The sequence below is a fragment of the Corynebacterium sp. MSK039 genome (assembly GCF_030232315.1).
Taxonomy (GTDB): Bacteria; Actinomycetota; Actinomycetes; order Mycobacteriales; family Mycobacteriaceae; genus Corynebacterium.
In genome coordinates this window covers 77625-98420 of the sequence record NZ_JASPJL010000007.1, presented here as the reverse complement: position 1 = coordinate 98420, position 20796 = coordinate 77625, and the positions used below count along the sequence as shown (strand labels likewise).

Here is a 20796-nt window from a genome sequence, read left to right as displayed (position 1 = left end):
AGCAGCATGACTAACACCCCGTCCCCGGCCACGGAGGCTCCCGCGAACCCCGACTCGCCGCGCCGCGTCGGCGTCATGGGTGGGACCTTCGACCCCATCCACAATGGCCACCTGGTCGCCGCGAGTGAGGTTGCGGACCGTTTCGACCTGGACGTTGTCGTCTTCGTCCCCACCGGGCAACCCTGGCAGAAGAAGGGTAAGCGGGTCTCCCCGGCGGAAGACCGCTACCTGATGACCGTCATTGCGACCGCCGCGAATCCGAGCTTCCGGGTCTCCCGGGTGGACATCGACCGTGGGGGAAACACCTACACGGTCGACACGCTGGCGGATATGCGCAAGATCTACCCGGACGCGGAGCTGTTCTTCATCACCGGCGCGGACGCGCTGAACCAGATCATCACCTGGCGGGACTGGGAATCCATGTTCGACTTGGCGAACTTCGTCGGGGTGACCCGGCCTGGTTACGAGCTCTCGATGCTGGACTCCCCGTTGGCCCGGGAAGTGGAAGCCGGGAGGTTGAGCCTGGTGGAGATCCCCGCGATGGCGATCTCCTCCACGGACTGCCGGGAGCGCGCGATGAGCGGCCGGCCAGTCTGGTACCTCGTCCCCGACGGGGTGGTGCAGTACATCGCCAAGCACCGCATGTACGCCGATTAGGCGACATTCAGCAACCTACGGCGCCCCGCACTGCCCGACGCGCCGGGAACAGGCGGAGCCCTCGCGGATGCCCCGCTATCATGGGGCCAGAGCATACTTCTTTAGAAAGGTTTCGCTTGACCGCACAACCAGAATCCATCGCCCTCGCCAGTCTCGCTGCCCAGGCGGCAGATGAGAAGAAGGGCGAAGACATCCTCGTCATCGACGTCTCCAACCGCCTGGCCATCATCGACTGCTTCGTGATCGTCACCGGCGATAACGAGCGCCACGTGCAGTCCATCGTTGACGAAGTCGAGGATCACCTGGCCGAAAATGGCACGAAGCCCCTGCGCCGCGAGGGTCGCGGCGAGGGACTGTGGGTGCTGCTGGACTACGGCGACGTCGTCGTCCACGTGCAGCGCCGCGCGGAGCGCGAGTACTACGCGCTGGACCGTCTCTTCCTCGACGCCCCACAGATCGAGGTCGAGGGCGTGGAGCAGGTCGATCGCGGCGCCAACTGGGATCCGGATGCTGAGGTGGATGTCCTCGACGTCCAGACCATCGACGACCTGCCGCTGGCTGGCCCAGAGCCCGACGCCGACGAGCTCTAAAACCCGGCCACGATCAAAACGACCGAGAAGAACACCGCCATGACTGCTAACGCGAGCCAGCGCAGGCTCATCCTGATGCGCCACGGAGAGACGGAGTACAACTCCGCAGGGCGCATGCAGGGCCAGCTGGACACCCCGCTATCGGAGGTTGGCCGGCAGCAAGCCCGCGACGTCGCCGCGGTGGCCCGCGACTGGAACGTCACCAAGGTGGTCGCCTCCGACCTGGAGCGCGCGGTGGAGACAGCGAGTATCGTCGCCGAGGCCTGGGGGCTGGACGTCGAGATCGACCCCCGGTTCCGGGAAACGCACCTGGGGGACTGGCAGGGCGGATCCCACACCGAGATCGACGAGCAATACCCCGGCCAGCGGGCGTATTGGCGCCACGATCCGCGCTGGTCACCGCCTCGTGGGGAGACCCGGCTGGATGTGGCTGAACGCACCGCGGCCGGGATCGCGGACCTCATGGCCTCCGATGCCTTCGATGGCACCGTGCTGGTGGTGGCGCATGGTGGGTCGATTGCGGCACTGACCTCGCGCTTGCTGGATGTCCCGGCGGAGCACTACCCGGTATTCGCCCGGCTCGGCAACGCGCGCTGGGCCGAGCTGGTGGCGCGCCCGCACTTCCCGGTGTCTGGGCAGGGGGACGGGCCGCAGACCGCGCCCGCGGTGGACGGTTCGACCGTTCCTGAAGTGCCGGAGGCCGCGGCCGAGTGGTGGCTGAGCCCGCGCTGGTACCTGGAGGGCTGGAACGTCGGAGTAGAGGTTCCGGGCCAGCAGCTGGACAACCCGGATGAAGGGGGAGCAGCACGGTGACCGTTCATGTGATCACGGATTCCTCCAGCTGCCTGCCCCGCGAGCTCGCCGACGCTGCGGGCGTGACGGTGGTGGATCTCTACACCTCCGGGCAGGGGGCAGAGAAGACCACCGCCGGGCTGGGGGCGCTGGAGCTGACCGCGAATTATGCCCGCCTGCTGGAACGCAGCGGGGACGATGGCGTGGTCGCACTGCATCTATCCAAGGAGCTGTCCTCCACCTGGTCCAACGCGGTGACCGCAGCCGGGGTGTTGGAGAGCAAAGTGCGCGTCGTGGACACGAACACGGCGGGCATGACGCTCGGTTACGCCGCGCTGGAGGCCGCCCGGGTGGCTCGCGCCGGCGGCAGCCTCGACGAGGTGGCCGACGCCGCGGACCGGGTGCTGAGCACCGCGACCCTGTGGCTGTATGTGCACAAGATCGATAGCCTGCGCCGGGGTGGGCGCCTGTCCACCGCGCGCACGCTGCTGACCACCGCTCTGGCGATCAAGCCGATCCTCAAGCTTGCGGACGGGGAGCTGCAGCTGGCGGCGAAGACCCGCACCCAGGCCAAGGCGATGGCGAAGCTGGTGGAGATGGCCAGCGAGGTCGTCGTCGCCGAGGCTGATGCCGCGGCCGAGGAGGGGCGCAAGCCCCGCCGCATGAAGATCGGGATTATGCAGTCGGAGGCGGTGGAGCCTGCCAAGCACCTGAAGCAGATGCTCGAGGAGCAGTTGGCTGAGCTCCCAGCGCAGCTGGTGGAGCGGGCCCTGAAGCCGGAAAAGTCGAAGAAGTCCGAGAAGGCTGATAAAGCCGACAAGGCGGCGAAGGCTGCGCAGGATGCCGCGGCGGAGACTGCCGATGGGGGTGCTTCGGCCGAGCCGACGCCGCCGACTCTGCCCGAGGTCGACGTCGAGCTCTACGAGGTCTCCGAAGGAATCGCGGTTCACACGGGTCCGGGTGCGATCGGTGTGGCCGTGGTCTGCGACTAACCCGCCCCATCCACAGGCGGGGGTTGTCCACAGGCCCCAGGGTTTTTGGCGTGGGGTTACCTTCTGCTTCGGTGGGAGTGCCCGGCAACCGTGATTCGCTGGGCGGCATGGGAGGCAGTTTTCAACGCAAGCAGGATCACAGCGCGCTCCAGGAACGGATCGCCGCGCTGACCCAGCCGATGCCCGGGCACGAGACAGCGCTTGTGGACTTCGAGAAGCGCTCCTGGTTGAGTGCTGCGTCGGCGAAAGTGCTGGTGGGGATCGTCGCCGCTGTGGTGATCGCGGTGGGTGGCATCGGATTGCTCACTCGGACAGGTGACGAGGCAGAGGACGTCATCAACCCGGCGGGCAGGAACGTTCATAGCGAAGATGCCGAGAGGGTGCTTTCGGCGGGTGGGGACGGGGCTGGCGGTGCAGCGGCGAAGGGTGGTGCTGCCGGTGGCGGGGACGCTGGAGCCGACGCCACCAGCCAGGGCAGTGGCTCCGGTGCGGCGGCGGGTGACGGCAAGCAGGACGACGACGCGGCGGTCGTCGTATCCGTGCAGGGCAAGGTCCGCACCCCGGGGCTGCTGGAGATGACCGGAAAGCAGCGGCTGGGCGATGCGATCAATCACGCCGGTGGAGCGTTACCCGGGGCGAATCTCAATAACGTGAACTTGGCCGAGAAGGTCTCCGACGGCGTGCAGATCGTTGTGGACCAGCACGGTTCCTATGTGCTGCGGCCAGGAGAATCCGGGCCGGCTGGTGCTGGTGGCTCCTCAGGCGGTGCAGCGGGTGGTACGCCGGCTGGCGGGTCTGGTGGCAGCGAGGCCAGGGGAGGTGCAGCTGGCGGGAAGGTCAACATCAACTCCGCGGATGCCACGCAGCTGGAGACGCTGGACGGGGTGGGACCTGCGACGGCCAAGGCGATCGTCGAATGGCGGGAGGCCAACGGGCCATTCCGCTCCGTGGAGCAGCTCATGGAGGTCCGCGGCATCGGGCCGGGCAAACTCGCGGCGATGAAGGACGGGGTCAGCTTGTGAGCGTGCGGCAGCACTCGGGTGAGCAGACCCAGCCCGTGGACTCGGTGGCGGGCCGCAGGCCCCCGGAGGCGGCTCGAGATCCGCGCTCACCCGATGCGCAGCGCGCCCGCCGTGGCCCGGACCTCAGGTTGCTGCTTCCCGCCGCGGCCGCGTGGGCCGCGACGGCAGCGACGATCCTGCTTCGGAGTCCGTGGGTGACGGTCGCTGCGGTGGGCCTTGCAGTTGTTGTGGCAGCGGTGCTGGTCTCATCACGGGTGCGCAGCTACCTGCGCTGGCGCGAGCTGCTTCGGGCTGCCGGGTGGAATCTCGTGGTCGCGGCGGCGATCGCCAGCCTGGCTGCAGCGGGCACAGCCCTGCAGGTAAGCCGGGTGGATAATCACCCGATGGTGCGCGAACTCAGCGCCAGCGGATCGGGCGGCCAGCAAGGCGAGAGCAGCGAGAGGGAACCGAGGGGCCACTACCGGGGAGAGGTCACCATCGCCGGTGGGGCACGGGTGCTCAACGGCGGCAGCCTGAAGATCCCGGTACGGATCACTGGGCTGGGCGAGCTGCCGCTATTTGTGAACGACCGCCACCGCAGCCCGGAGCTGCTTTCTGCTCAGCCCGGCACCACCCTCGAACTCGTGGCGACGGTGCGGGCCGATGAGCGCCCTGGGCTGGTGCCCGCCAGGCTCTCCGCGACCAGGCCACCCAGCATCACGGCAGAGCCACGGGGCGTTATGGGGATCTCCGCACGGCTGCGCCGGAACATCAACGAGCTGGCCAGCACCGGGCCGATGGCTACGTTGGCCAACCAGGCCTGGTTTTCCGGTGCGGAGGCGCTGATCCCGGGCATGCTCATCGGGGATATCTCACAGATGCCCCAGGACATTCGGCAGCACTACATCGTCAGCGGGCTTTCCCACCTGACCGCCGTCTCCGGGCTGCATGTCGCCGTGCTCATCAGCGCGGTGACCATCGCCGCCACCGCATGCGGGGTGTCCCGGCGGGGTAGGTGGATCATCGTCATGGGCACCCTCGTGGCTTTCACGATGGTGGTGGGGCCGCTGCCGAGTATCCTGCGCGCCGGGTTTATGGGGCTCGTCGGGGCGGTGGCGGTGTTGAGCTCCCGGTGGAGCGACTCGCTGGCAGCCCTTGGTGGGGCGGTCCTGGCTCTGGTGCTGATCCGGCCTGGCATGGCAGTGGAGTACGGCCTGCTGCTCTCGGTGCTGGCGACCGTGGCGATCGTAACCGCCGGTCCCCGGATTGGCCGCTGGCTCATCCTGGTCTGGGGCCGGTTCACCCAGCGCCGCTGGGCTCGCGAGCCACGGGTGGTCGAAGGGATGCTCCTGCGCGCTCTCGCGGTCTCCTTCGTCGCCGATGTGGCGACCCAGCCGGCGATCGTCATGATGACGGGCATCGTCTCGCCCGCGGCCGTGCCCGCCAACCTCGCGGTGGGATGGGCGGTCGCCCCGCTGATGGTGCTGGCGCTTGTTGCCTGCCTCGTCGGCAGCGCTGCCTTGCTCCTCGGTATGCCCGTGGGTCTGGCCGCCTGGCTTCTCGTTCCTGCAGCCCCCGCGGCATGGTGGATCCACACCGTGGCCGAGCGATGCTCCCGCACCTGGGTGCTCCACACCCCCGGCGGACCCGGCTGGGCGCTGGCCTGGGCAGCGATGCTCGGGGCGATGATCCTGGCAGCAATGGGGATGCTGTGGTGGCAGACCATCCCCGCGCTCATCGCCTGCGCGATGCTTCTCGTACGCATCGGCACCTGGCAGCTCGGGCCCTACGAGGCAGCGGCACCCGCGCCGGGCTGGGGCAGCGACCTCGGTGCCGAGCCACACTGGGCCGTCGCGGTCTGCGGTGCGGGAGACGGGACAAGCGGTTGGCGCCTTCGCTATCCCACCGGCACGCGCCAGCCCTGCCAGACGCCGCGGGGGAAGCTCACACTGCAAGCGGGCGGCGTCGTCGAAAAGAAAGGGGAACAGGCAGCGGCCGGAGAGCCGAAGGTAGTGACGGTGAACAGCGATGCGCAGGCCTTAAGCGTCCGGGAGGCAGCGCTCATCGTCGTGCTGGACTGCGAAGGGCCCGCCGAGGGCACGGGGAGGCGCAGCCACGGGCGGCCAAGCCAGACGCCGGGTGGGGTGCCCGTGCACTATCCCTGCGCCGATGGGGCGGGGCTGCTCACACCGAAGGGGCTGGTTGTTTCCGGTGGCCCGCGATGATCTGGCATGATTTTGGGCATGGCACGTGGCGAACAGGCGAGCAAGAAACCCCCGGCGATCTCCGCGGTCAACATGATCGTGGGCGCGGAGGAATTCCTCGCCGAGCGGCAACGCTTCGCCATCGTCCACGCGGCTCGCAAGAACGCGGGCAATCCAGACCTACCCGTGGAGCTGCACAAGGCCACCAACCTGAGCGAGCCGCAGCTCATCGAGCTGCTGAGCCCCTCGCTGTTCGCAGAGGACCGGATCGTGGTGATCTCCGGGGTCGCGGACTGCGGGAAGGAGACGGTGACGCTGCTGAAGTCCGCCATCGAAACCCCGGCTGATGGCGTGGTGCTGATCCTGCTGCACAGCGGGAAGGGCCGCAATAAGCGGCTGGTCAACGAGTGGCAGAAGCTCGGGGTACGGATCTTCCCAGCGGAGCCACTCCGGCCCCGGGAGCGGCGATCCTTCGTGGAGCAGGAGTTCCGCTCCTATGGGGTGAGCGTAGGCCCGGAGGTCGTGGACCGCATGCTCGACTCGGTGGGCTCCGATCTGCGCGAGCTGGCGAGTGCGGTGAGCCAGCTGGTCGCCGACACCGATGCGAAAGTCACCCCGGATGCTGTGCAGCGCTACTACCAGGGGCAGGCGGAGGTCACCGGCTTCGATATCGCGGACCTGGTGCTGGCCGGCCGCCAGGGGGAGGCCGTGGCCGCGGCGCGCCGGGCGATCCAGCTGGGCGTGCCACTGGTTCTCATCGCCTCGGCGTTGTCCACCGCGATGCGAGACGTAGCGCGCGTGGCCGGTGCCGGACGGATCGACCCACGCAGGGACGCGTCGGCCTTCGGGATGGCGCCCTGGAAGCTGGAGAAGACGCTGCGGGTGGCCAGGCAGTGGCCCCCGGCGGCGGTGTCCCGGGGCGTGCAGCTGGTCGCGCAGCTGGATGCCGGGGTGAAGGGGCAGTTGCCTGCCCCGGAGTATGCGGTGGAGGACACGGTGCGGCAGCTCGCGGGGCTCATCGCCCGCCGTTAGCGCCCTGGGCCTAGCCCCCGGCCAACCCCACCCCGCGACCCATGGTGTGTCGCTCGCTCCCCCGGGGAGCGAGCCACCCGCGACGCGGGGAAACTAGACGCCGAAGCCGGCCCAGACCCCGGAGTGAATCGCCTGGTCGTAGCGGGATCCGAAGTCGTAATCGCGGGTCGCCTCCCAGCGGGTATCCCCCAGGTGCGCGCCGATCAGCGCGCCCGTCAGCGCGGCGCGGGAGTTGCGGTTGCCCTCCCAGCTCACGGCGACGTGCAGGAAGTCCTGCGGGGCGTAGCGCTCGGCGTTGTCCAGGTAAAGCTGCGCCAGGAGCAGCGCGGAGGCCGTCGCGGAGCCCGCGCCCCAGCCTCGCCCCAGGATCTTCAGGAACTTGTGGGCATCGCGGTAGAGCTCCTCGAAGTCGCCGTTGGCCAGCATGGGGCTGATCACCTTGCGTACCTCGATCACGCGGTTGACCAGCTCGATGAGCGGCACATCCGGGCCCGGCAGGTCCGTGATGAGCGCGTTCTCCAGGTCCTCGATGATGTCCGACTTCTCCTGGTCGGTGAGGATCGTGTCCTCATCGAAATGCCGGTCGCCCGCCAGCCCGGAGGCCACGTCGAGCAGATCCGAACCCGGGTCCGCGAGCAGCGCACAGGCCACGACCGCTGCCGCCGCACGTGCCGGGCAGGAGTCGTGGGTCAGCGTGGTCTGCAGCACGCTCCAACCCACGCCGGTGCCGCCCTGGCCGAGGAACGCGGAGGCCGAGGAACGCAGCACCGCGCCCGAACCAGGGGAGTGGGTGGATACCTTGTCCCACTCCTTGGGGCCGTGTTCCAGCAGACGGTCCAGGGACTCGGTGTTCGACGCGCCCGGGTAGCGCTGGTAGTCCGGGTCCCGGCGGTACGCGATGAACTGGCTGGCGATGGTCTCCATGCCCTCGTCGCGGTCCATGTCGCCCTCGTCGATCGCCCGCATCGCGGCGGTCAGCGCCAGCGTCATCTGCGTGTCGTCGCTGATCTTCAGCTGATCCGGCAGCGGGGTGCTGTCCGACTGGGGCTCGGCGTTATAAGGAAAGCCCCATGCGTCCCCCAACGCGGTGCCGAACAGTGCCGAACGGAAGCGTTCCTTCATAGAACTTGTGGCTCCTTGGATTCTCAAAAAGAGGAGTGCGAAATTGCGGTTTCGCAGGAAAGCAAAAAGGGACCGGAGAACCGATCCCTTCGTACTCTAGTGGAACCCCGCGGCGGAGAAACCCCCGCGCTGCGCGGTCCCCCTGAAACGGCGTACTTTACTTCATGCCGTTCAGGTGTGCGGCCATGCGGGACTTCTTGTTCGCCGCGTTGTTGCGGTGCAGAACGCCCTTGGTGACGGCCTTGTCGTACAGACGAGCAGCAACGCGCATCTGCTTCTCGGCTGCATCCTTGTCGCCGGCCTCCACGAGTGCGTGGAACTTGCGGGACTCGGTGCGCAGACGGGAGCGGACTGCCTTGTTGCGCTGACGTGCGATCTCGTTGGTGAGAACGCGCTTCTTAGTCTGCTTGATGTTTGCCATGTGCTGGCTACCTCTTCCTTAAAAATCAGTGTTCGTGACAACCATGGTGGCCGAGTGTGTCCAACGACGTTCTCTCACACGATGCCCAAGGTCCTGCGCCGTGCGGCCGGTGGCCCGAATCCGCCATGGGGAACTCGAGGAATTTTAGCAGCTGCGTGGCGCGAAACCTAACCGGCCTAGTGCCAGCCGTAGTCCTCGCGGAGCCGCTGGGCGATGCGGTCGTAGCGGCGTTCCGGCATGTGCAGCCCGCGCCGCAGGATCTGCGACTCCGGGATCTCGAGGATCTTGTCGAGGCGCACCCAGCTTTCGCTGCGGTTCATGTCCCACGCGCCCGGCCCGATCGCGGTCCAGTTGTCGTGGTTGCGGTGCTCTTCGTTCGACGAGATCAGCAGGGTCAGCAGCGTGTGGTGGTTACGTCCGACGATGAGGACGGCCCGTCGTTGGATCTCTGCCCCACGGTTGGGGCGAATGTCTGCCCACACCACCTCACCGGGGTCCGCCTGGCCGTCCATGTCTGGTGCGTAGATCGTGGCGCGTGCGTGCACGTGCGTGGGTGTTTTGACGGTGGGTTCGGGCGGCACGTAGCGCACGCTCGCGGATTCCGTGAGCCCCAGCTCGGAGTTCAACAGCTCGAGCCCCTCGGCCAGGTTCCCGTAGTGCCGGAAGTGCCGGTTGAGCAGCCGGGTGATCCGGCCGGGCCGGTCCTGCTGCTTCGGTTGCGGTGGCGTCCTGTCGAAAAGGGGCATAGCGCTGATCTTATCGCGCCCGGTAGGCGGGGCGTGCGGAACGAGGCGCGACGATAGTGCACAATCCGCGGAACATAGTAGGGTTTGGATAGCGATTTACCCCCGCACCGTGCTGGGGAGAAGTGGCTTGAAGGAGAGTCGAGGAGTACGGCATGAGCGCCAAGCAGAAGAACTACGCCATCGAGACGTTTACGGAGCCCGAGCGGATCCGAAACTTCTGCATCATCGCGCACATCGACCACGGGAAGTCGACGCTGGCGGACCGCATCCTCGACCTCTCCGGCGTCATCGAGCACCGCGATATGCGCGACCGCTACCTGGACAACATGGAGCTGGAGCGGGAGCGCGGCATCACCATTAAGGCGCAGAACGTGCGCATCCCGTGGGTGCCGAAGTCCGGTGAGCACGAGGGCGAGGAGCTGGTTCTCCAGCTCATTGATACCCCGGGCCACGTGGACTTCACCTACGAGGTCTCCCGCGCCCTCGAGGCATGTGAGGGTGCGATCCTGCTGGTCGACGCGGCCCAGGGTATTGAGGCCCAGACCCTGGCGAACCTCTACCTCGCGATGGATAAGGACCTGGAGATCATCCCGGTCCTGAACAAGATCGACCTCCCGGCCGCCGATCCGGAGAAGTACTCCCAGGAGCTGGCGAACATCATCGGCTGCGAGCCGGAGGAGGTCCTGCGCGTCTCGGGTAAGACGGGTGAGGGCGTGCCGGAGCTGCTGGACCGGGTCTGCGAGCTTGTCCCGCACCCGGTGGGTGACCCGGATGCCCCGGCCCGCGCGCTGATCTTCGACTCGGTCTACGACACTTACCGCGGCGTGGTGACCTACGTCCGCATGATGGACGGTCGCCTCAACGACCGCGAGAAGAACAAGATGATGTCCACCGGCACGGAGCACGACACCCTGGAGATCGGTGTTGTCTCCCCGGGGCCGACGAAGACTAAGGGCCTTGGCGTGGGCGAGGTGGGCTACCTCATCACCGGTGTGAAGGACGTCCGCCAGTCCAAGGTCGGCGATACCGTCACCCTGGCGCACAACGGCGCGACCGAGCCGCTGCAGGGCTACGCGGAGCCGAAGCCGATGGTCTACTCGGGTCTGTTCCCGATCTCCGCGGACCAGTACCCGGAGCTGCGCGAGGCCATCGAGAAGCTGCAGCTCAACGACGCCTCCCTGAGCTTCGAGCCGGAGACCTCCGTCGCCCTGGGCTTCGGTTTCCGCTGCGGCTTCCTGGGCCTGCTGCACATGGAGATCACCCGCACCCGCCTGGAGCGGGAGTTCGGCCTGGATCTAATCTCCACCGCCCCGTCCGTGGTCTACCGCGTGATCCAGGAGGACGGCACGGAGACCTTCGTGCGCAACCCGTCTGACTGGCCGGGCGGCAAGATGCAGGCGGTCTACGAGCCGATGGTGGATATGACGATCATCGTGCCGGAGACCTTCCTGGGCGGGACCATGGAGCTGTGCCAGTCCAAGCGCGGCCAGATGAAGAACATGGATTTCCTCTCCCAGGACCGCGTGGAACTGCGCTACCGCATCCCGCTGGGCGAGATCATCTTCGACTTCTTCGATTCTCTGAAGTCCCGCACCAAGGGTTATGCCTCCCTGAACTACGAGGAGGCCGGCGAGGAGCAGGCGGACCTGGTGAAGGTGGATATCCTGCTGCAGGGTGAGCCGGTGGATGCGTTCAGCGCGATCGTGCACCGCGAGAATGCTCACTACTACGGCAACAAGATGGCCGTGAAGCTCAAGGATCTGATCCCGCGCCAGCAGTTCGAGGTGCCGATCCAGGCTGCCATCGGTTCGAAGATCATCGCGCGTGAGAACATCCGCGCGCTGCGCAAGGACGTCCTCGCGAAGTGCTACGGCGGTGACATTTCGCGTAAGCGCAAGCTGCTGGAGAAGCAGAAGGAAGGTAAGAAGCGCATGAAGAACATCGGTACCGTCTCGGTGCCGCAGGAGGCCTTCGTCGCCGCCCTGTCCACCGGGGGTGAGGACTAACTTCCTTCCTTTATGACGACGACCCGGCCGCCAAACTTGGCGTCGCCGGGTCGTTGTGTATTTCAGCTGCTCTGGGTTGTGCGCATGAACCCGTGGGCTCACGCGCCGGGAGGGCAAGCGGGCTTTGTGATCCTTAGCTGCCGATTCCTGCTGTGCAGAGGCGTTGGCGGCACTGCCTGAGTCGGCGGCATCGTTGGAATCTTCAGATCCGCAGGCGCTTAATCCCATCGCGGCGACGGTGAGTAGGACTAGGGCAGGCATGCGCTTCATGAAAATGCCCTTAAGCAAAGCAAAGAGTCGTATTAATGAAGAAGCCTAGCGCTTCCGCTAGTCATTCACAGTGAGAACAACCTTCCCCAGCGCGTGGCCCGACTCGACCTCCTGGTAGCCCTCGGCGGCGGCGCTGAAAGGTAGCTCTCTGCCGATCACCGGGCGCATCGCGCCGTCCGCGACCAAGCGGGCGAGCTCCGCGAAACGCTCTTGGGTGCGGATTCGAGTGATGCCACTGCCACCCAGGCGGGCGGCCAGCTGCTTGTCTGCGGCGCTGCGGATCGCGCCCTCTGGTGCAAGGCGCGCCAGCCCCTCCAAGACCTCGCCGCCGACTAGATCCAGGATGCCGTCCACTGGTGGAACGGTGACGTGGGAACCGGTCTTGCCTAGCTCCGCGGTGTCCATAAACCGCGCCCCCAGGCGCTCTACCAGCGCCTTCTTGCGAGCACTGGCAATGCCGATGACCTCAATGTCGAAATGCCGCGCTAACTGCAGGGCATGCGTGCCCACGCCGCCACCTGCGCCGATCACCAGCAGACGGGCGCCCTCATCCGGCCAAGTCTCCAGGTCGTGCAGTTCTGCCAAAGCGTCGTAGGCGGTCCCGGCAGCCGCGGGGAGGCAGGTGGCATCCGTGGCCTCTACACCGCTGGGGATAGCTGCGGTCGAGGCGGCGTCCAAAAGAACAAGAGAATCGCTCGCAGCACCAGTGCCGGAGAAAGCCGAGCCGAAGACGCGATCACCTGGTGAGAAACCGGTAGAAGGGTCGGCCTGCACGACGGTGCCGGCGGCCTCGCGGCCCATGGCCATGGGGAAAGAGACCGGGAAGGAACCCTGGCGCTGGCCATTCCGCACTTTAATGTCGCCGGGATTCAAGCTGATCGCCGTGGGGCGGATCAGCACGCTGCCGGGCTGCCAGGTGAGGTCGGCGACGTCGAGGAAGCGGGTGACATCGGGGCCGCCGAAGGATTCAAAGCCGAAGATGCGCATGAACCCCATGGTAGGGGTCCGCTAGTTCTTGGCGAAGCGGCGTATGAGGAAGGCGAAGATCGCACCGGAGATGTTGTGCCAGGCCGCGGCGATCGCGCCCGGGATAGCAGCCTCGGGGCTCCAGTACGTGCCCGCCATCGCGGAGGACAGGCCTGCGGACTGGGTGGCGACCTCGATTATGACGACGACCCGGCCGCCAAACTTGGCGTCGCCGGGTCGTTGTGTATTGAAGCTGTCTCTGGGTTGTGCGCGTGAACCCGTGGGCTCACGCGCCGGGGAGGGCAAGCGGGCTTTGTGATCCTTAGTCCGCGACCGGGGTCGGGACCTCCTCTGGGTTCGCCTGCTTGGTTTCCTGGTGGGCGGGCTGTGCGGCGCGCTTGGCGTCGATGCGGCGGGCCAGGAAGGCGAAGATCGCACCGGAGATGTTGTGCCAGACCGCGGCGATCGCGCCCGGGATAGCAGCCTCGGGGCTCCAGTACTTGCCCGCCATCGCGGAGGACAGGCCTGCGGACTGGGTGGCGACCTCGATGGAGGTGGTGCGGGCGACGGCCTGTGGGTAACCGAAGACCTTGGCTGCCAGGAAGCCCAGACCGTAGCCGATGGCGTTGTGCAGGATCACCGCGATGAGGGTGAGCAGGCCGACCTGGGCCAGGGTGTCGGAGGATTTCGCGACGGCGGGGAAGACCACTCCACCGATGGCGATGATGGACAGCCACGGCAGGATCGGCAGCAGCGCGGTGACGAAGCGGTCGAAGATCACGCGGATGACCAGGCCGCCGACGACGGGCAGCAGCACCGTCTGGACCAGGGACCAGGCCATGTTCGCGCCGTCGACCGGGGTCTCCTCACCGGCGAGCAGCAGCATGATGATCGGGGTGGCGATGGGGGACAGGATCGTCGACACGGAAGTCATGGCGACGGAGAGGGCGACGTCGCCCTTCGCGAGGTAGGCGACCACGTTGGAGGTGGTGCCGCCGGGGACGGAGCCCAGCATCAGCAGGCCGATGGCGAGCATCGGGTTGAGCCCCAGCAGCTTGGCGACCGCGACCGCGCCCAGCGGCATGATGATGAACTGGGCGACGACGCCGATGAAGATCGGCCAGGGGCGGCGCAGGATCTCCTTGAAGTCCGGCAGGGTCAGCGTGAGCCCCATGCACAGCATGATGATGGCGATCATCGTGGAGACGTGCGGGGCCAGCGGGGTGAAGGTGCCCGGGGAGAAGAAGGCCAGGGCAGAGCCAGCCAAGATGAACGCCGGGAAAGCGAAGACGGCGATACGTGCCGAGCGCTCTTCGGCGTCCACGGTGGTGGTGTTCGTGGTGTTGTCGTGCTGTGTCATAAACCCACTATATGGGATTAAGGTCCCAAAGTGTGAAACGGGGCGGTTTTGTGCTGAGTATGGCTAAGCTGGAGCGAAAGTGTTCAACAGAGCGCGGCCGTCAGCCCGGCGGGCGCAGCGCGCGTGAGGATTAAGGGAGGTGTGCGCGATGTTGACCGGCGGAGAAGGATCCACGACCTGGTTCACGAGCGATCTGCATCTTGGGCACCCCTTGGTGTCCGGCATTAGGGGTTTCGGCGAGGACGAGGCCGGGGTCGCCCGGCACGACGCCACACTGCTAGGCAACCTTCGCGAAGCCCTGCAAGAAGGGGACCACCTGTGGATCCTCGGAGATATCTCCAGCGGCTGGGAACCGCAAGAAGAGGCAGCACTCGACAAGATCCAGGCGGCACTGAAGGCGGATGACATGCCGCGGGTCTACCTCCACCTGGTGAGCGGAAACCACGACTCGACCCATCCGCTGCACACGCACGCCTACCTGCGCCAGCCCCGCTTCCTGGAGGTCTTCGACTCCGTGCAGTCGATGCAAAACCTCCTCTGGGAGGGGCACACGGTGTGGCTCAACCATTTCCCGCGCCCCGGCCAGGACCATATCCCGGGTGGTTCCCGCCACGACGAGCTGCGCCTGGACGTGCCCTGGATGCTGCACGGCCACCTTCACTCGCCGACCCCCATCACCGGGGCCGGTCAGGTCGACGTGGGCGTGGACCCCTGGGGGCTGAAGCCGGTGGTCAAGGAGGAGCTCATGGAAACCCTCATGGCCTCCGGAAGGGACTAAGCACTGAGCTGCTCGAGGTCTGCGCTGAGAAAAATCGGACAGGCTGCATTGCTCTGAGAAGCCTCTAAGGTAGGGTTAATCCGAAAACCTCGTGCCCTCAGCTGCATTTCTCCTGCTGCGGGCGCCCCTGGACGTTGAAAGGTGGGAAGACAGTGAAGTTCAATATTCGCACTGCCGCGACACCGGCGCGCTCGCTCGCTGCCGTACTCCTCGGTGCGGGCCTTACTGTCTCCGCCGTCGCTGGCCCGGTTGGTGCAACGAACGCGGCGAAGCAGGAAGCGCTTGCAGCGTGGCCCGCGACGTCCGAAGATCTGGGCAAGTACATCGCCAACGTGCCAGCCGAGACGACGATGGCCGTCGTCACCCCGAAGGGGATCGCGAAGACCGGCAATGCCGACGAACCGCGCCCCGGCCTGTCCGTGATGAAGATGTATATCGCGGACTACGTCCTGAAGTCCGGGGATAAGTCCGGCCGGGACTGGTACCTCACGCAGAAGATGCTGCGGATCTCCGACGACGATGCCGCTAATCAGCTCTATAAGAAGTACCCGGAGGCGATCACCAAGACCGCCCAGCGCTATGGCCTGTGGAGCACCGTGGCGGGGGATAAGTGGGGCACCTCGCTGACGAGCGCGACGGACGCCGCGGTCTTCCTCGATAATCTGCGCAAGCACACCCCCAACTCCCCGGTGTTGTTCTGGATGGGCACGGCGGCCCCTGTGGCCAGCGACGGCACCCGCCAAAACTGGGGTACCGCGCGGCTGCCGGGCGCCGAAGGCACCAAGTGGGGCTGGTCCGATTATGGCCAGACCGCGGTGAGCTCTGCCAGCTACGGCGCGAATTACACCGCCGCCGCCTTCACTTGGGGTGGGCCTGCCAAGCAGACGGAAGATGTGAAGTCCGCCCGCCCACACTCCTGGTAGTCGCTTAAGTCACCTAGACTGGTTCCTCAAGAAAAGGGTTCTTCCCTTGAAGGAGGAAACAGACTGTGAATAACAACCGCGACAACGCAAGCGGCCGTCCGAACTGGAACTACGAGGACGACGACGCCGAGACCTCGTTCTTCCCCCGCGTCAACGACGAGGGCTTTGACCAGGCCGACGGCGGTTTCGACGGAAACGACGATGCGACGCGCGTCATCCGCCCGGAGCAGGGGCCGGATCACGGGTCAAATCACGCTGCCGCCGATCAGTTCGACACCCAGTACCTCCCGGATGGGTTCGGTGACTACCCCGACCACGGGGCCGCGCAGTATCCGCCGCACGGGGCGGCCGGGCAGCCGGACTACCAGAACGGGCAACCTCCCCAGTATCGCCATGATCAGCCCCAGTACCAGCAGGGCCCGCCCCAGTATCAGCAAGGCCCGCCACCGGGCTACGGTGCCAGCTACCCGGGGCCGCAAGGGCCAGGCCCACAGCAGGGCTACCGGCAGCCGCCGAATGGCTACCCACCGCGCCAGCCACAGCAGCACGGCAACTCCCAGTTCAGCGGCGGTACCCCTGGGCAGAATGGTCAGGGCAAGCGGCGCACCCCAGTGGGCCTCATCTTGGGAATCCTGCTGGTCATCGCCCTGCTGATCGGCGGGTTCATGTGGTGGAATAACCGTTCCGACGAGTCGGCGGACGACGAATCCTCGACCTCCACGACGTCCACCACCACCGTCACCACCGAGCCGAGCACCGAAGCGCCAGAAACGCAGGAGGAGCCCAGCCGCGGCCCGAACCTGGACGACCTGCGCAACCGCCTCGGCGGTCGCGATAACCAGGACCCGGGTGGCCAGCCGGGAGGGGACACCAACCCCGCGCCGGAGGGCAATAACCCGGGCAACGGCACCGGCGGCATCGAGCTGCCCGACACCGACCAACTCGAGCAGGACCTGCGCAACCGCGCCGACGATCTGCTCAACCAGCTGGGCTAGTATCCGGCGCCTGCCGGCGGGGCGTTGCGGCGCGCCCCCCTGGGCACGCTTAAGAAGGTGAGAGTGGCCCAGAACGCCTGAGAACGACCTAGAGGGTCGGGGTCTCGCCGCGACGCTCCTTGATCCGCTCCTTCTCGGCGGCGAGCACCTCACTCATGACCTGCTGGTCCGTGATGTCCATGGCCTCCGGGTTCTGCTGGGCGGCCACCGAGTCGCGGGCATAGGAATCAAAGAGCTCCCGCTTGGTTGCCAGCAGCAGATGCAGCCGCTCCTCCACGGAATCCGGGGTGAGCAGCCGGTGCACTTCTACCGGGTTAATCTGGCCCATGCGGTGGGCGCGCGCGATGGCCTGCGCCTCAACCGCCGGGTTGAGCTGGGGCTCGATGAGCACCACGTGGTTCGCCGCCTGGATATTCAGCCCTTCGCTGGCGGCATTGATCTGAGCGACGAGCACCGCGCCGGGTTCAGCTGCCGTGAAATCATCCACCGCTTGCTGGCGTTCCTGGTGGCTCACCCCGCCCGCGATCGGGCCGAATGCCCGGTCGCCGAGGCTATTCATGAGGTGATCGAGCACGCCGCGGAAGTACGTGAACACGATCGTCTTATCATCGTCCAGGCCGTCGGTGAGCAGCTCGGCGAAGCGCTCCATCTTCGCTGACCCTGGCCCGCTGAAGCTCTGCCGCATCTGCATGAAGTTGCCCGCCTCGACGGCCTCGTTGTACTTCTCACGGTCCGACTCGAAGGCCTCGATCCATTCCTCTGTTTCGGTCAGCGGGGGCAGCTCGGCGAGGACGTCGCTCTGGTTGCGGCGCAGGTAGCGGCGCGCGACGACGGTGCGGAACTCACGCGCGCTCCTGCGTGCCTTCTCGAGCTTGGGTTCGAGCTCTGGGTCGAGGTAGCCCAGCAGTGTTTCCATCTCCGACACCCGGTTTTCCAGCGGGGTGCCGGAAAGGTAGGTGACGACCTCCGTCCGTGCGGTGAGTTGCTGCACCCCCTGGGCTTGCTTGGATTTGGGGTTCTTTGCCCGGTGCGCTTCGTCGACGACGAGCGCGCCGAACTCTAGGTCACCGGTCATGACTGTGGAGTCTCCGCGAACCTCGGGGAAGCCCACGATGGCGACCCCGCCCCGGTTGTTGAAGGCCTCGTAGGCGGCGTCCTTGTACGGTCCGGCGATGATGTGGGGCTCAAGATCCGTGAATTTTTTGATTTCGCGTTCCCAGTTGATGCGCAGGCTGGGCGGGCAGACCACCAGAAAGTGCTTCTCGCCGCGGGCAGCGAGGTGGGCGAACACCGCCAAAGCCTGCATGGTTTTGCCCAGGCCCATTTCATCGCCGATCAGGACCTTGCGCTGGGCCAGTGCGTACCTCGCCCCGAAGTCCTGGTAGCCACGCAGGCTCGCGTGCAGCACGCCACGGAGGGTGATCTCCTCGATGGACTTGGCGATGTCCTCCGGCACGGCGGTGGCGGACTTGTCGTCGCCGAAGGCATGGAACTCTGCCGCGCGGATTGCGTAAAGGTGCCACGCCTGCTCTGCGTTCAGCGGGGTACTGCGGGTCGGGATCTTCGCGAGCTCTGCCTGCGTGATCAGACGTGGACCATCGGCCGGGCGGGCCAGCGCAAATTCGCTGACGCCCTGCTCGTAGGCATCGAAAGCTTCCGGCAGTGTCAGGAATGGGCCTTCGAGCTGCGCTTCACGTTGCTGCTCGCGGAACTGGAGGAGATCAGCCAGCGCCCGGACGTAGGCGGTGGAGGGGCCCTTATCCCGGTAGTCGATGATCGCGGGCTGGTCCGCGCGCATCTCGGCGGCGTAGCGTTTCGCCGCGGCGATCGCCTGCCGGGCGGTTTGTTCTCCTACGCCGTCGTAGCGGGTGAGGTCGCTGACGGTGGCGGCCTCGATATCCAGCAGGTTCAGGTGATGCAGGGGGCCTAGGCGCAGGGAGGTCGACGGCGTGAGCTGGTCGAGGATCTGGATGTCGGTCTGCCTCAGCTCCGCGTCCGCCAGCGTGCTCTTCAGCGAGCGCTGCTGGCTCTCGACCTCCGCCAGCAGGGACTTCTCGGTGGCGTCGACCTCGGCCAGCCGCGCGAGTGCTTGCCAGTGGACATCGAGCTCCGCGGGCTGGTGCCAGTGCACATCCCAGCCCGTGAGGCGCTCCAGCTCGGCGGTGATCGCCGGGCGCATCGCCGCCAGATCGATCCCCAGGAACTGGCCGCGGTCCGTGGAACCCAGGGCGGCGTCCACGCCAGTCAGCACCGAGTGCACCGTGGCGCCGTCGATGGCGGCGTACCTGCGGTAGGTGTCGATCTGGGTCTGTGGGCGGGACCGGAAGAGGCGGCGCAGGCCCCGGTACTCGGCGAGCTTCTTGAGCTCCGGGCGCTGCTCCTCGAGCTCGTCGCGGGTGGGGATCTCTCCCACGGTCTGCAGCGAGGAGTTGACCTCGTTCCAGGGAATGCTCGAGGCCCGGCCTGGTTCAATGCTGCGCAGGAAAGCAGCCGTGCTGAGATTCTGTCCAAGCCCGAACAGGCGGGCGGAGTCCTCGGAACACAGTGTGGGAGCGGGTCCGCCCTCGCGGAGCCGGTTAACCCGCTGCGTGGTGGCCTCCCAGTGGAAACGCACGTCGACCAGCCCGTCGATGAGCGAATCAATGCGTTGAACTGTGACTTCCTGGCCGTCGATATTCACGCCGATCATCCTAGCAACGCCCGTGTCGGAAGACCGCGCGAAATGAGGCGAGGGGAGTGGCAGCGGAGAGGAGGAAAAGACGGCGAAATGTAGCCTGCGTCACTATGCTGAAAAATATAACTATCTACCGACAAAACGGAGGTTTCACATGGTGCAGCGAGTAGGCATCGTCGGAGCAGGACTCATGGGATCCGGAATCGCAGAGGTTGCAGCGAAGTCCGGCGCGGACGTCCTCGTGTGGGAGCTGAAGCAGGAGGCCGTCGACGCAGGCAAGGAGCGCATCGAGAAGTCCCTGGCCAAGGCCGTGGACCGCGGCAAGCTCTCCGCAGAGGACCGGGACGCCACCCTGTCCCGACTGAGCTACACCACCAACCTGGAGGACTTCGCGGACCGCGAGATGGTCATGGAGGCCATCGTCGAGAACGAGAAGGTCAAGAAGGACGTCTTCGCCCAGCTCGACGAGATCGTCGAGGACAAGAGCGCCCCGCTGTGTTCCAACACCTCTTCGCTGCCGATCCAGACGATCGCCTCGGCGACGAAGAATCCAGAGCGCGTGCTCGGCCTGCACTTCTTCAACCCGGTTCCGGTCCTGCCGCTGGTGGAGGTCATCCCGGCGCTGACCACCTCTGATGAGGCTGTGGAGAAGGCGCAGGCCTTCGCGACCGAGAAGATGGGCAAGACCGCCATCCGCGCGAAGGACCGTTCCGGCTTCATCGTGAACTTCCTGCTGGTGCCTTACATGCTCTCCGCGATCCGCATGGTGGAGCAGGGCGTGGCCACCGCAGAGGACATCGACACCGGCATGAAGCTGGGCGCCGCGCACCCGATGGGCCCGCTGACCCTGGCTGACATGGTGGGTCTGGACACCTGTGCGTTCATCGCGGACGTGATGTTCGAGGAGTTCGGCGACCCGACGTACTCCTGCCCGCCGCTGCTGCGCCGCATGGTGCAGGCAGGCCACTTTGGCCGCAAGTCTGGCAAGGGTTTCTACGAGTACTAAAAATTATTTCTGCCCCGCGCGCGAACTTTCTGTACCGTGGAAGGGGCAAAGGAAAATTCCTACTTCTAGGAGGAAGCATATGTCTATCGACGACATCAAGGGCAAGGCAAAGGAAGCTTTCGGCGACGCAACGGGCGACGAGTCCACCAAGGCTGAGGGCAAGATCGACCAGGCTAAGTCCGACCTGCAGGACAAGGCTAACGAGGTCAAGGACAAGGCTGCTGAGGCCTTCAACAACGCGACCGACAAGTAAAGAATTTT

19 protein-coding genes and 1 pseudogene are annotated in these 20796 nt (G+C 66.3%); 13 read left to right on the top strand and 7 right to left on the bottom strand.

What is annotated here, in order from left to right:
- Window positions 1-6 precede the first annotated feature (6 nt).
- The 7 genes from nadD to holA all read left to right on the top strand — a co-directional run bounded on the left by nadD (window position 7) and on the right by holA (window position 7268).
- Window positions 7-657 carry a nicotinate-nucleotide adenylyltransferase gene (nadD, locus tag QP997_RS06730; RefSeq protein WP_070757599.1) on the top strand — a complete coding sequence of 217 codons (651 nt, stop codon included), beginning with the start codon at window positions 7-9 and terminating at the stop codon, window positions 655-657.
- An 80-nt stretch (window positions 658-737) separates the two neighbouring features.
- Window positions 738-1247 (top strand): ribosome silencing factor, encoded by a 510-nt coding sequence (gene rsfS / locus QP997_RS06725; protein ID WP_284846638.1) that lies wholly within the window; start codon window positions 738-740, stop codon window positions 1245-1247.
- Between the two features lie 39 nt (window positions 1248-1286).
- The gene (locus tag QP997_RS06720; RefSeq protein WP_284846637.1) at window positions 1287-2060 is read left to right on the top strand and encodes a histidine phosphatase family protein; all 774 of its coding nucleotides are present in this window, start codon (window positions 1287-1289) and stop codon (window positions 2058-2060) included.
- Entirely contained in the window at window positions 2057-3031 is a 975-nt protein-coding gene (locus QP997_RS06715) for a DegV family protein (RefSeq protein ID WP_070761589.1), read from the top strand. Before QP997_RS06720 ends, QP997_RS06715 begins: the two co-directional genes overlap by 4 nt.
- 50 nt (window positions 3032-3081) lie before the next feature.
- Window positions 3082-4053, top strand: a complete 972-nt coding sequence (locus QP997_RS06710; RefSeq protein ID WP_284846636.1) for a ComEA family DNA-binding protein — start codon at window positions 3082-3084, stop codon at window positions 4051-4053.
- Window positions 4050-6257, top strand: coding sequence for a ComEC/Rec2 family competence protein (locus tag QP997_RS06705; RefSeq protein ID WP_284846635.1), 2208 nt, complete (start codon window positions 4050-4052; stop codon window positions 6255-6257). Before QP997_RS06710 ends, QP997_RS06705 begins: the two co-directional genes overlap by 4 nt.
- Before the next feature lie 6 nt (window positions 6258-6263).
- On the top strand, window positions 6264-7268 hold the full coding sequence (gene holA / locus QP997_RS06700; protein WP_284846634.1) for a DNA polymerase III subunit delta: 1005 nt from the start codon (window positions 6264-6266) through the stop codon (window positions 7266-7268).
- Window positions 7269-7361: 93 nt separating this feature from the next.
- Here holA and QP997_RS06695 read toward each other — a convergent pair whose 3' ends face one another.
- The 3 genes from QP997_RS06695 to QP997_RS06685 form a co-directional block, all read right to left on the bottom strand.
- Window positions 7362-8390, bottom strand: coding sequence for an ADP-ribosylglycohydrolase family protein (locus tag QP997_RS06695; RefSeq protein WP_070757612.1), 1029 nt, complete (start codon window positions 8388-8390; stop codon window positions 7362-7364).
- Window positions 8391-8547: 157 nt separating this feature from the next.
- Window positions 8548-8811, bottom strand: a complete 264-nt coding sequence (gene rpsT, locus QP997_RS06690; RefSeq protein ID WP_012360603.1) for a 30S ribosomal protein S20 — start codon at window positions 8809-8811, stop codon at window positions 8548-8550.
- Between the two features lie 176 nt (window positions 8812-8987).
- Complete coding sequence (locus tag QP997_RS06685; RefSeq protein ID WP_070757614.1) at window positions 8988-9557, bottom strand: type II toxin-antitoxin system PemK/MazF family toxin; 570 nt, start codon at window positions 9555-9557, stop codon at window positions 8988-8990.
- Between the two features lie 152 nt (window positions 9558-9709).
- Between QP997_RS06685 and lepA the strand changes: the two genes are divergently transcribed.
- On the top strand, window positions 9710-11563 hold the full coding sequence (lepA, locus tag QP997_RS06680) for a translation elongation factor 4 (RefSeq protein WP_284846633.1): 1854 nt from the start codon (window positions 9710-9712) through the stop codon (window positions 11561-11563).
- Window positions 11564-11890: 327 nt separating this feature from the next.
- Here lepA and QP997_RS06675 read toward each other — a convergent pair whose 3' ends face one another.
- The 3 genes and pseudogenes from QP997_RS06675 to QP997_RS06665 all read right to left on the bottom strand — a co-directional run bounded on the left by QP997_RS06675 (window position 11891) and on the right by QP997_RS06665 (window position 14159).
- Entirely contained in the window at window positions 11891-12820 is a 930-nt protein-coding gene (locus tag QP997_RS06675; protein WP_284846632.1) for an NADP-dependent oxidoreductase, read from the bottom strand.
- Window positions 12821-12841: 21 nt separating this feature from the next.
- Window positions 12842-12997 (bottom strand): annotated as a pseudogene (locus QP997_RS06670) (bile acid:sodium symporter family protein); the annotation flags it as partial.
- Between the two features lie 124 nt (window positions 12998-13121).
- A complete protein-coding gene (locus QP997_RS06665) occupies window positions 13122-14159 on the bottom strand; it encodes a bile acid:sodium symporter family protein (protein WP_187441043.1) in 1038 nt (345 codons plus the stop codon).
- A 148-nt stretch (window positions 14160-14307) separates the two neighbouring features.
- On the opposite strand from QP997_RS06665, the gene QP997_RS06660 reads away from it, so the two are divergent.
- The 3 genes from QP997_RS06660 to QP997_RS06650 all read left to right on the top strand — a co-directional run bounded on the left by QP997_RS06660 (window position 14308) and on the right by QP997_RS06650 (window position 16855).
- Window positions 14308-14937, top strand: a complete 630-nt coding sequence (locus QP997_RS06660) for a phosphoprotein phosphatase (protein WP_070761596.1) — start codon at window positions 14308-14310, stop codon at window positions 14935-14937.
- A 152-nt stretch (window positions 14938-15089) separates the two neighbouring features.
- Window positions 15090-15860: a serine hydrolase gene (locus QP997_RS06655; protein WP_284846631.1), complete on the top strand. Its 771-nt coding sequence runs from the start codon at window positions 15090-15092 to the stop codon at window positions 15858-15860.
- 65 nt (window positions 15861-15925) lie between these two features.
- Window positions 15926-16855: a hypothetical protein gene (locus QP997_RS06650; protein ID WP_284846630.1), complete on the top strand. Its 930-nt coding sequence runs from the start codon at window positions 15926-15928 to the stop codon at window positions 16853-16855.
- 88 nt (window positions 16856-16943) lie between these two features.
- On the opposite strand, the gene QP997_RS06645 is transcribed toward QP997_RS06650, so the two are convergent.
- The gene (locus QP997_RS06645) at window positions 16944-19544 is read right to left on the bottom strand and encodes a DEAD/DEAH box helicase (RefSeq protein ID WP_284846629.1); all 2601 of its coding nucleotides are present in this window, start codon (window positions 19542-19544) and stop codon (window positions 16944-16946) included.
- 139 nt (window positions 19545-19683) lie between these two features.
- On the opposite strand from QP997_RS06645, the gene QP997_RS06640 reads away from it, so the two are divergent.
- Window positions 19684-20535 carry a 3-hydroxybutyryl-CoA dehydrogenase gene (locus QP997_RS06640; RefSeq protein ID WP_284846628.1) on the top strand — a complete coding sequence of 284 codons (852 nt, stop codon included), beginning with the start codon at window positions 19684-19686 and terminating at the stop codon, window positions 20533-20535.
- A 79-nt stretch (window positions 20536-20614) separates the two neighbouring features.
- Window positions 20615-20788, top strand: a complete 174-nt coding sequence (locus QP997_RS06635; RefSeq protein WP_284846627.1) for a CsbD family protein — start codon at window positions 20615-20617, stop codon at window positions 20786-20788.
- The last annotated feature ends 8 nt before the right edge of the window (window positions 20789-20796 follow it).

Bases quoted from the DNA above. Each gene is read 5' to 3' on its own strand.
- nadD (WP_070757599.1), top strand. From the start codon at position 7: ATGACTAACACCCCGTCCCCGGCCACGGAGGCTCCCGCGAACCCCGAC.
- rsfS (WP_284846638.1), top strand. From the start codon at position 738: ATGGGGCCAGAGCATACTTCTTTAGAAAGGTTTCGCTTGACCGCACAA.
- QP997_RS06720 (WP_284846637.1), top strand. From the start codon at position 1,287: ATGACTGCTAACGCGAGCCAGCGCAGGCTCATCCTGATGCGCCACGGA.
- holA (WP_284846634.1), top strand. From the start codon at position 6,264: ATGATTTTGGGCATGGCACGTGGCGAACAGGCGAGCAAGAAACCCCCG.
- QP997_RS06695 (WP_070757612.1), bottom strand. From the start codon at position 8,390: ATGAAGGAACGCTTCCGTTCGGCACTGTTCGGCACCGCGTTGGGGGAC.
- rpsT (WP_012360603.1), bottom strand. From the start codon at position 8,811: ATGGCAAACATCAAGCAGACTAAGAAGCGCGTTCTCACCAACGAGATC.
- QP997_RS06685 (WP_070757614.1), bottom strand. From the start codon at position 9,557: ATGCCCCTTTTCGACAGGACGCCACCGCAACCGAAGCAGCAGGACCGG.
- lepA (WP_284846633.1), top strand. From the start codon at position 9,710: ATGAGCGCCAAGCAGAAGAACTACGCCATCGAGACGTTTACGGAGCCC.
- QP997_RS06675 (WP_284846632.1), bottom strand. From the start codon at position 12,820: ATGCGCATCTTCGGCTTTGAATCCTTCGGCGGCCCCGATGTCACCCGC.
- QP997_RS06665 (WP_187441043.1), bottom strand. From the start codon at position 14,159: ATGACACAGCACGACAACACCACGAACACCACCACCGTGGACGCCGAA.
- QP997_RS06660 (WP_070761596.1), top strand. From the start codon at position 14,308: ATGTTGACCGGCGGAGAAGGATCCACGACCTGGTTCACGAGCGATCTG.
- QP997_RS06645 (WP_284846629.1), bottom strand. From the start codon at position 19,544: ATGATCGGCGTGAATATCGACGGCCAGGAAGTCACAGTTCAACGCATT.
- QP997_RS06640 (WP_284846628.1), top strand. From the start codon at position 19,684: ATGGTGCAGCGAGTAGGCATCGTCGGAGCAGGACTCATGGGATCCGGA.
- QP997_RS06635 (WP_284846627.1), top strand. From the start codon at position 20,615: ATGTCTATCGACGACATCAAGGGCAAGGCAAAGGAAGCTTTCGGCGAC.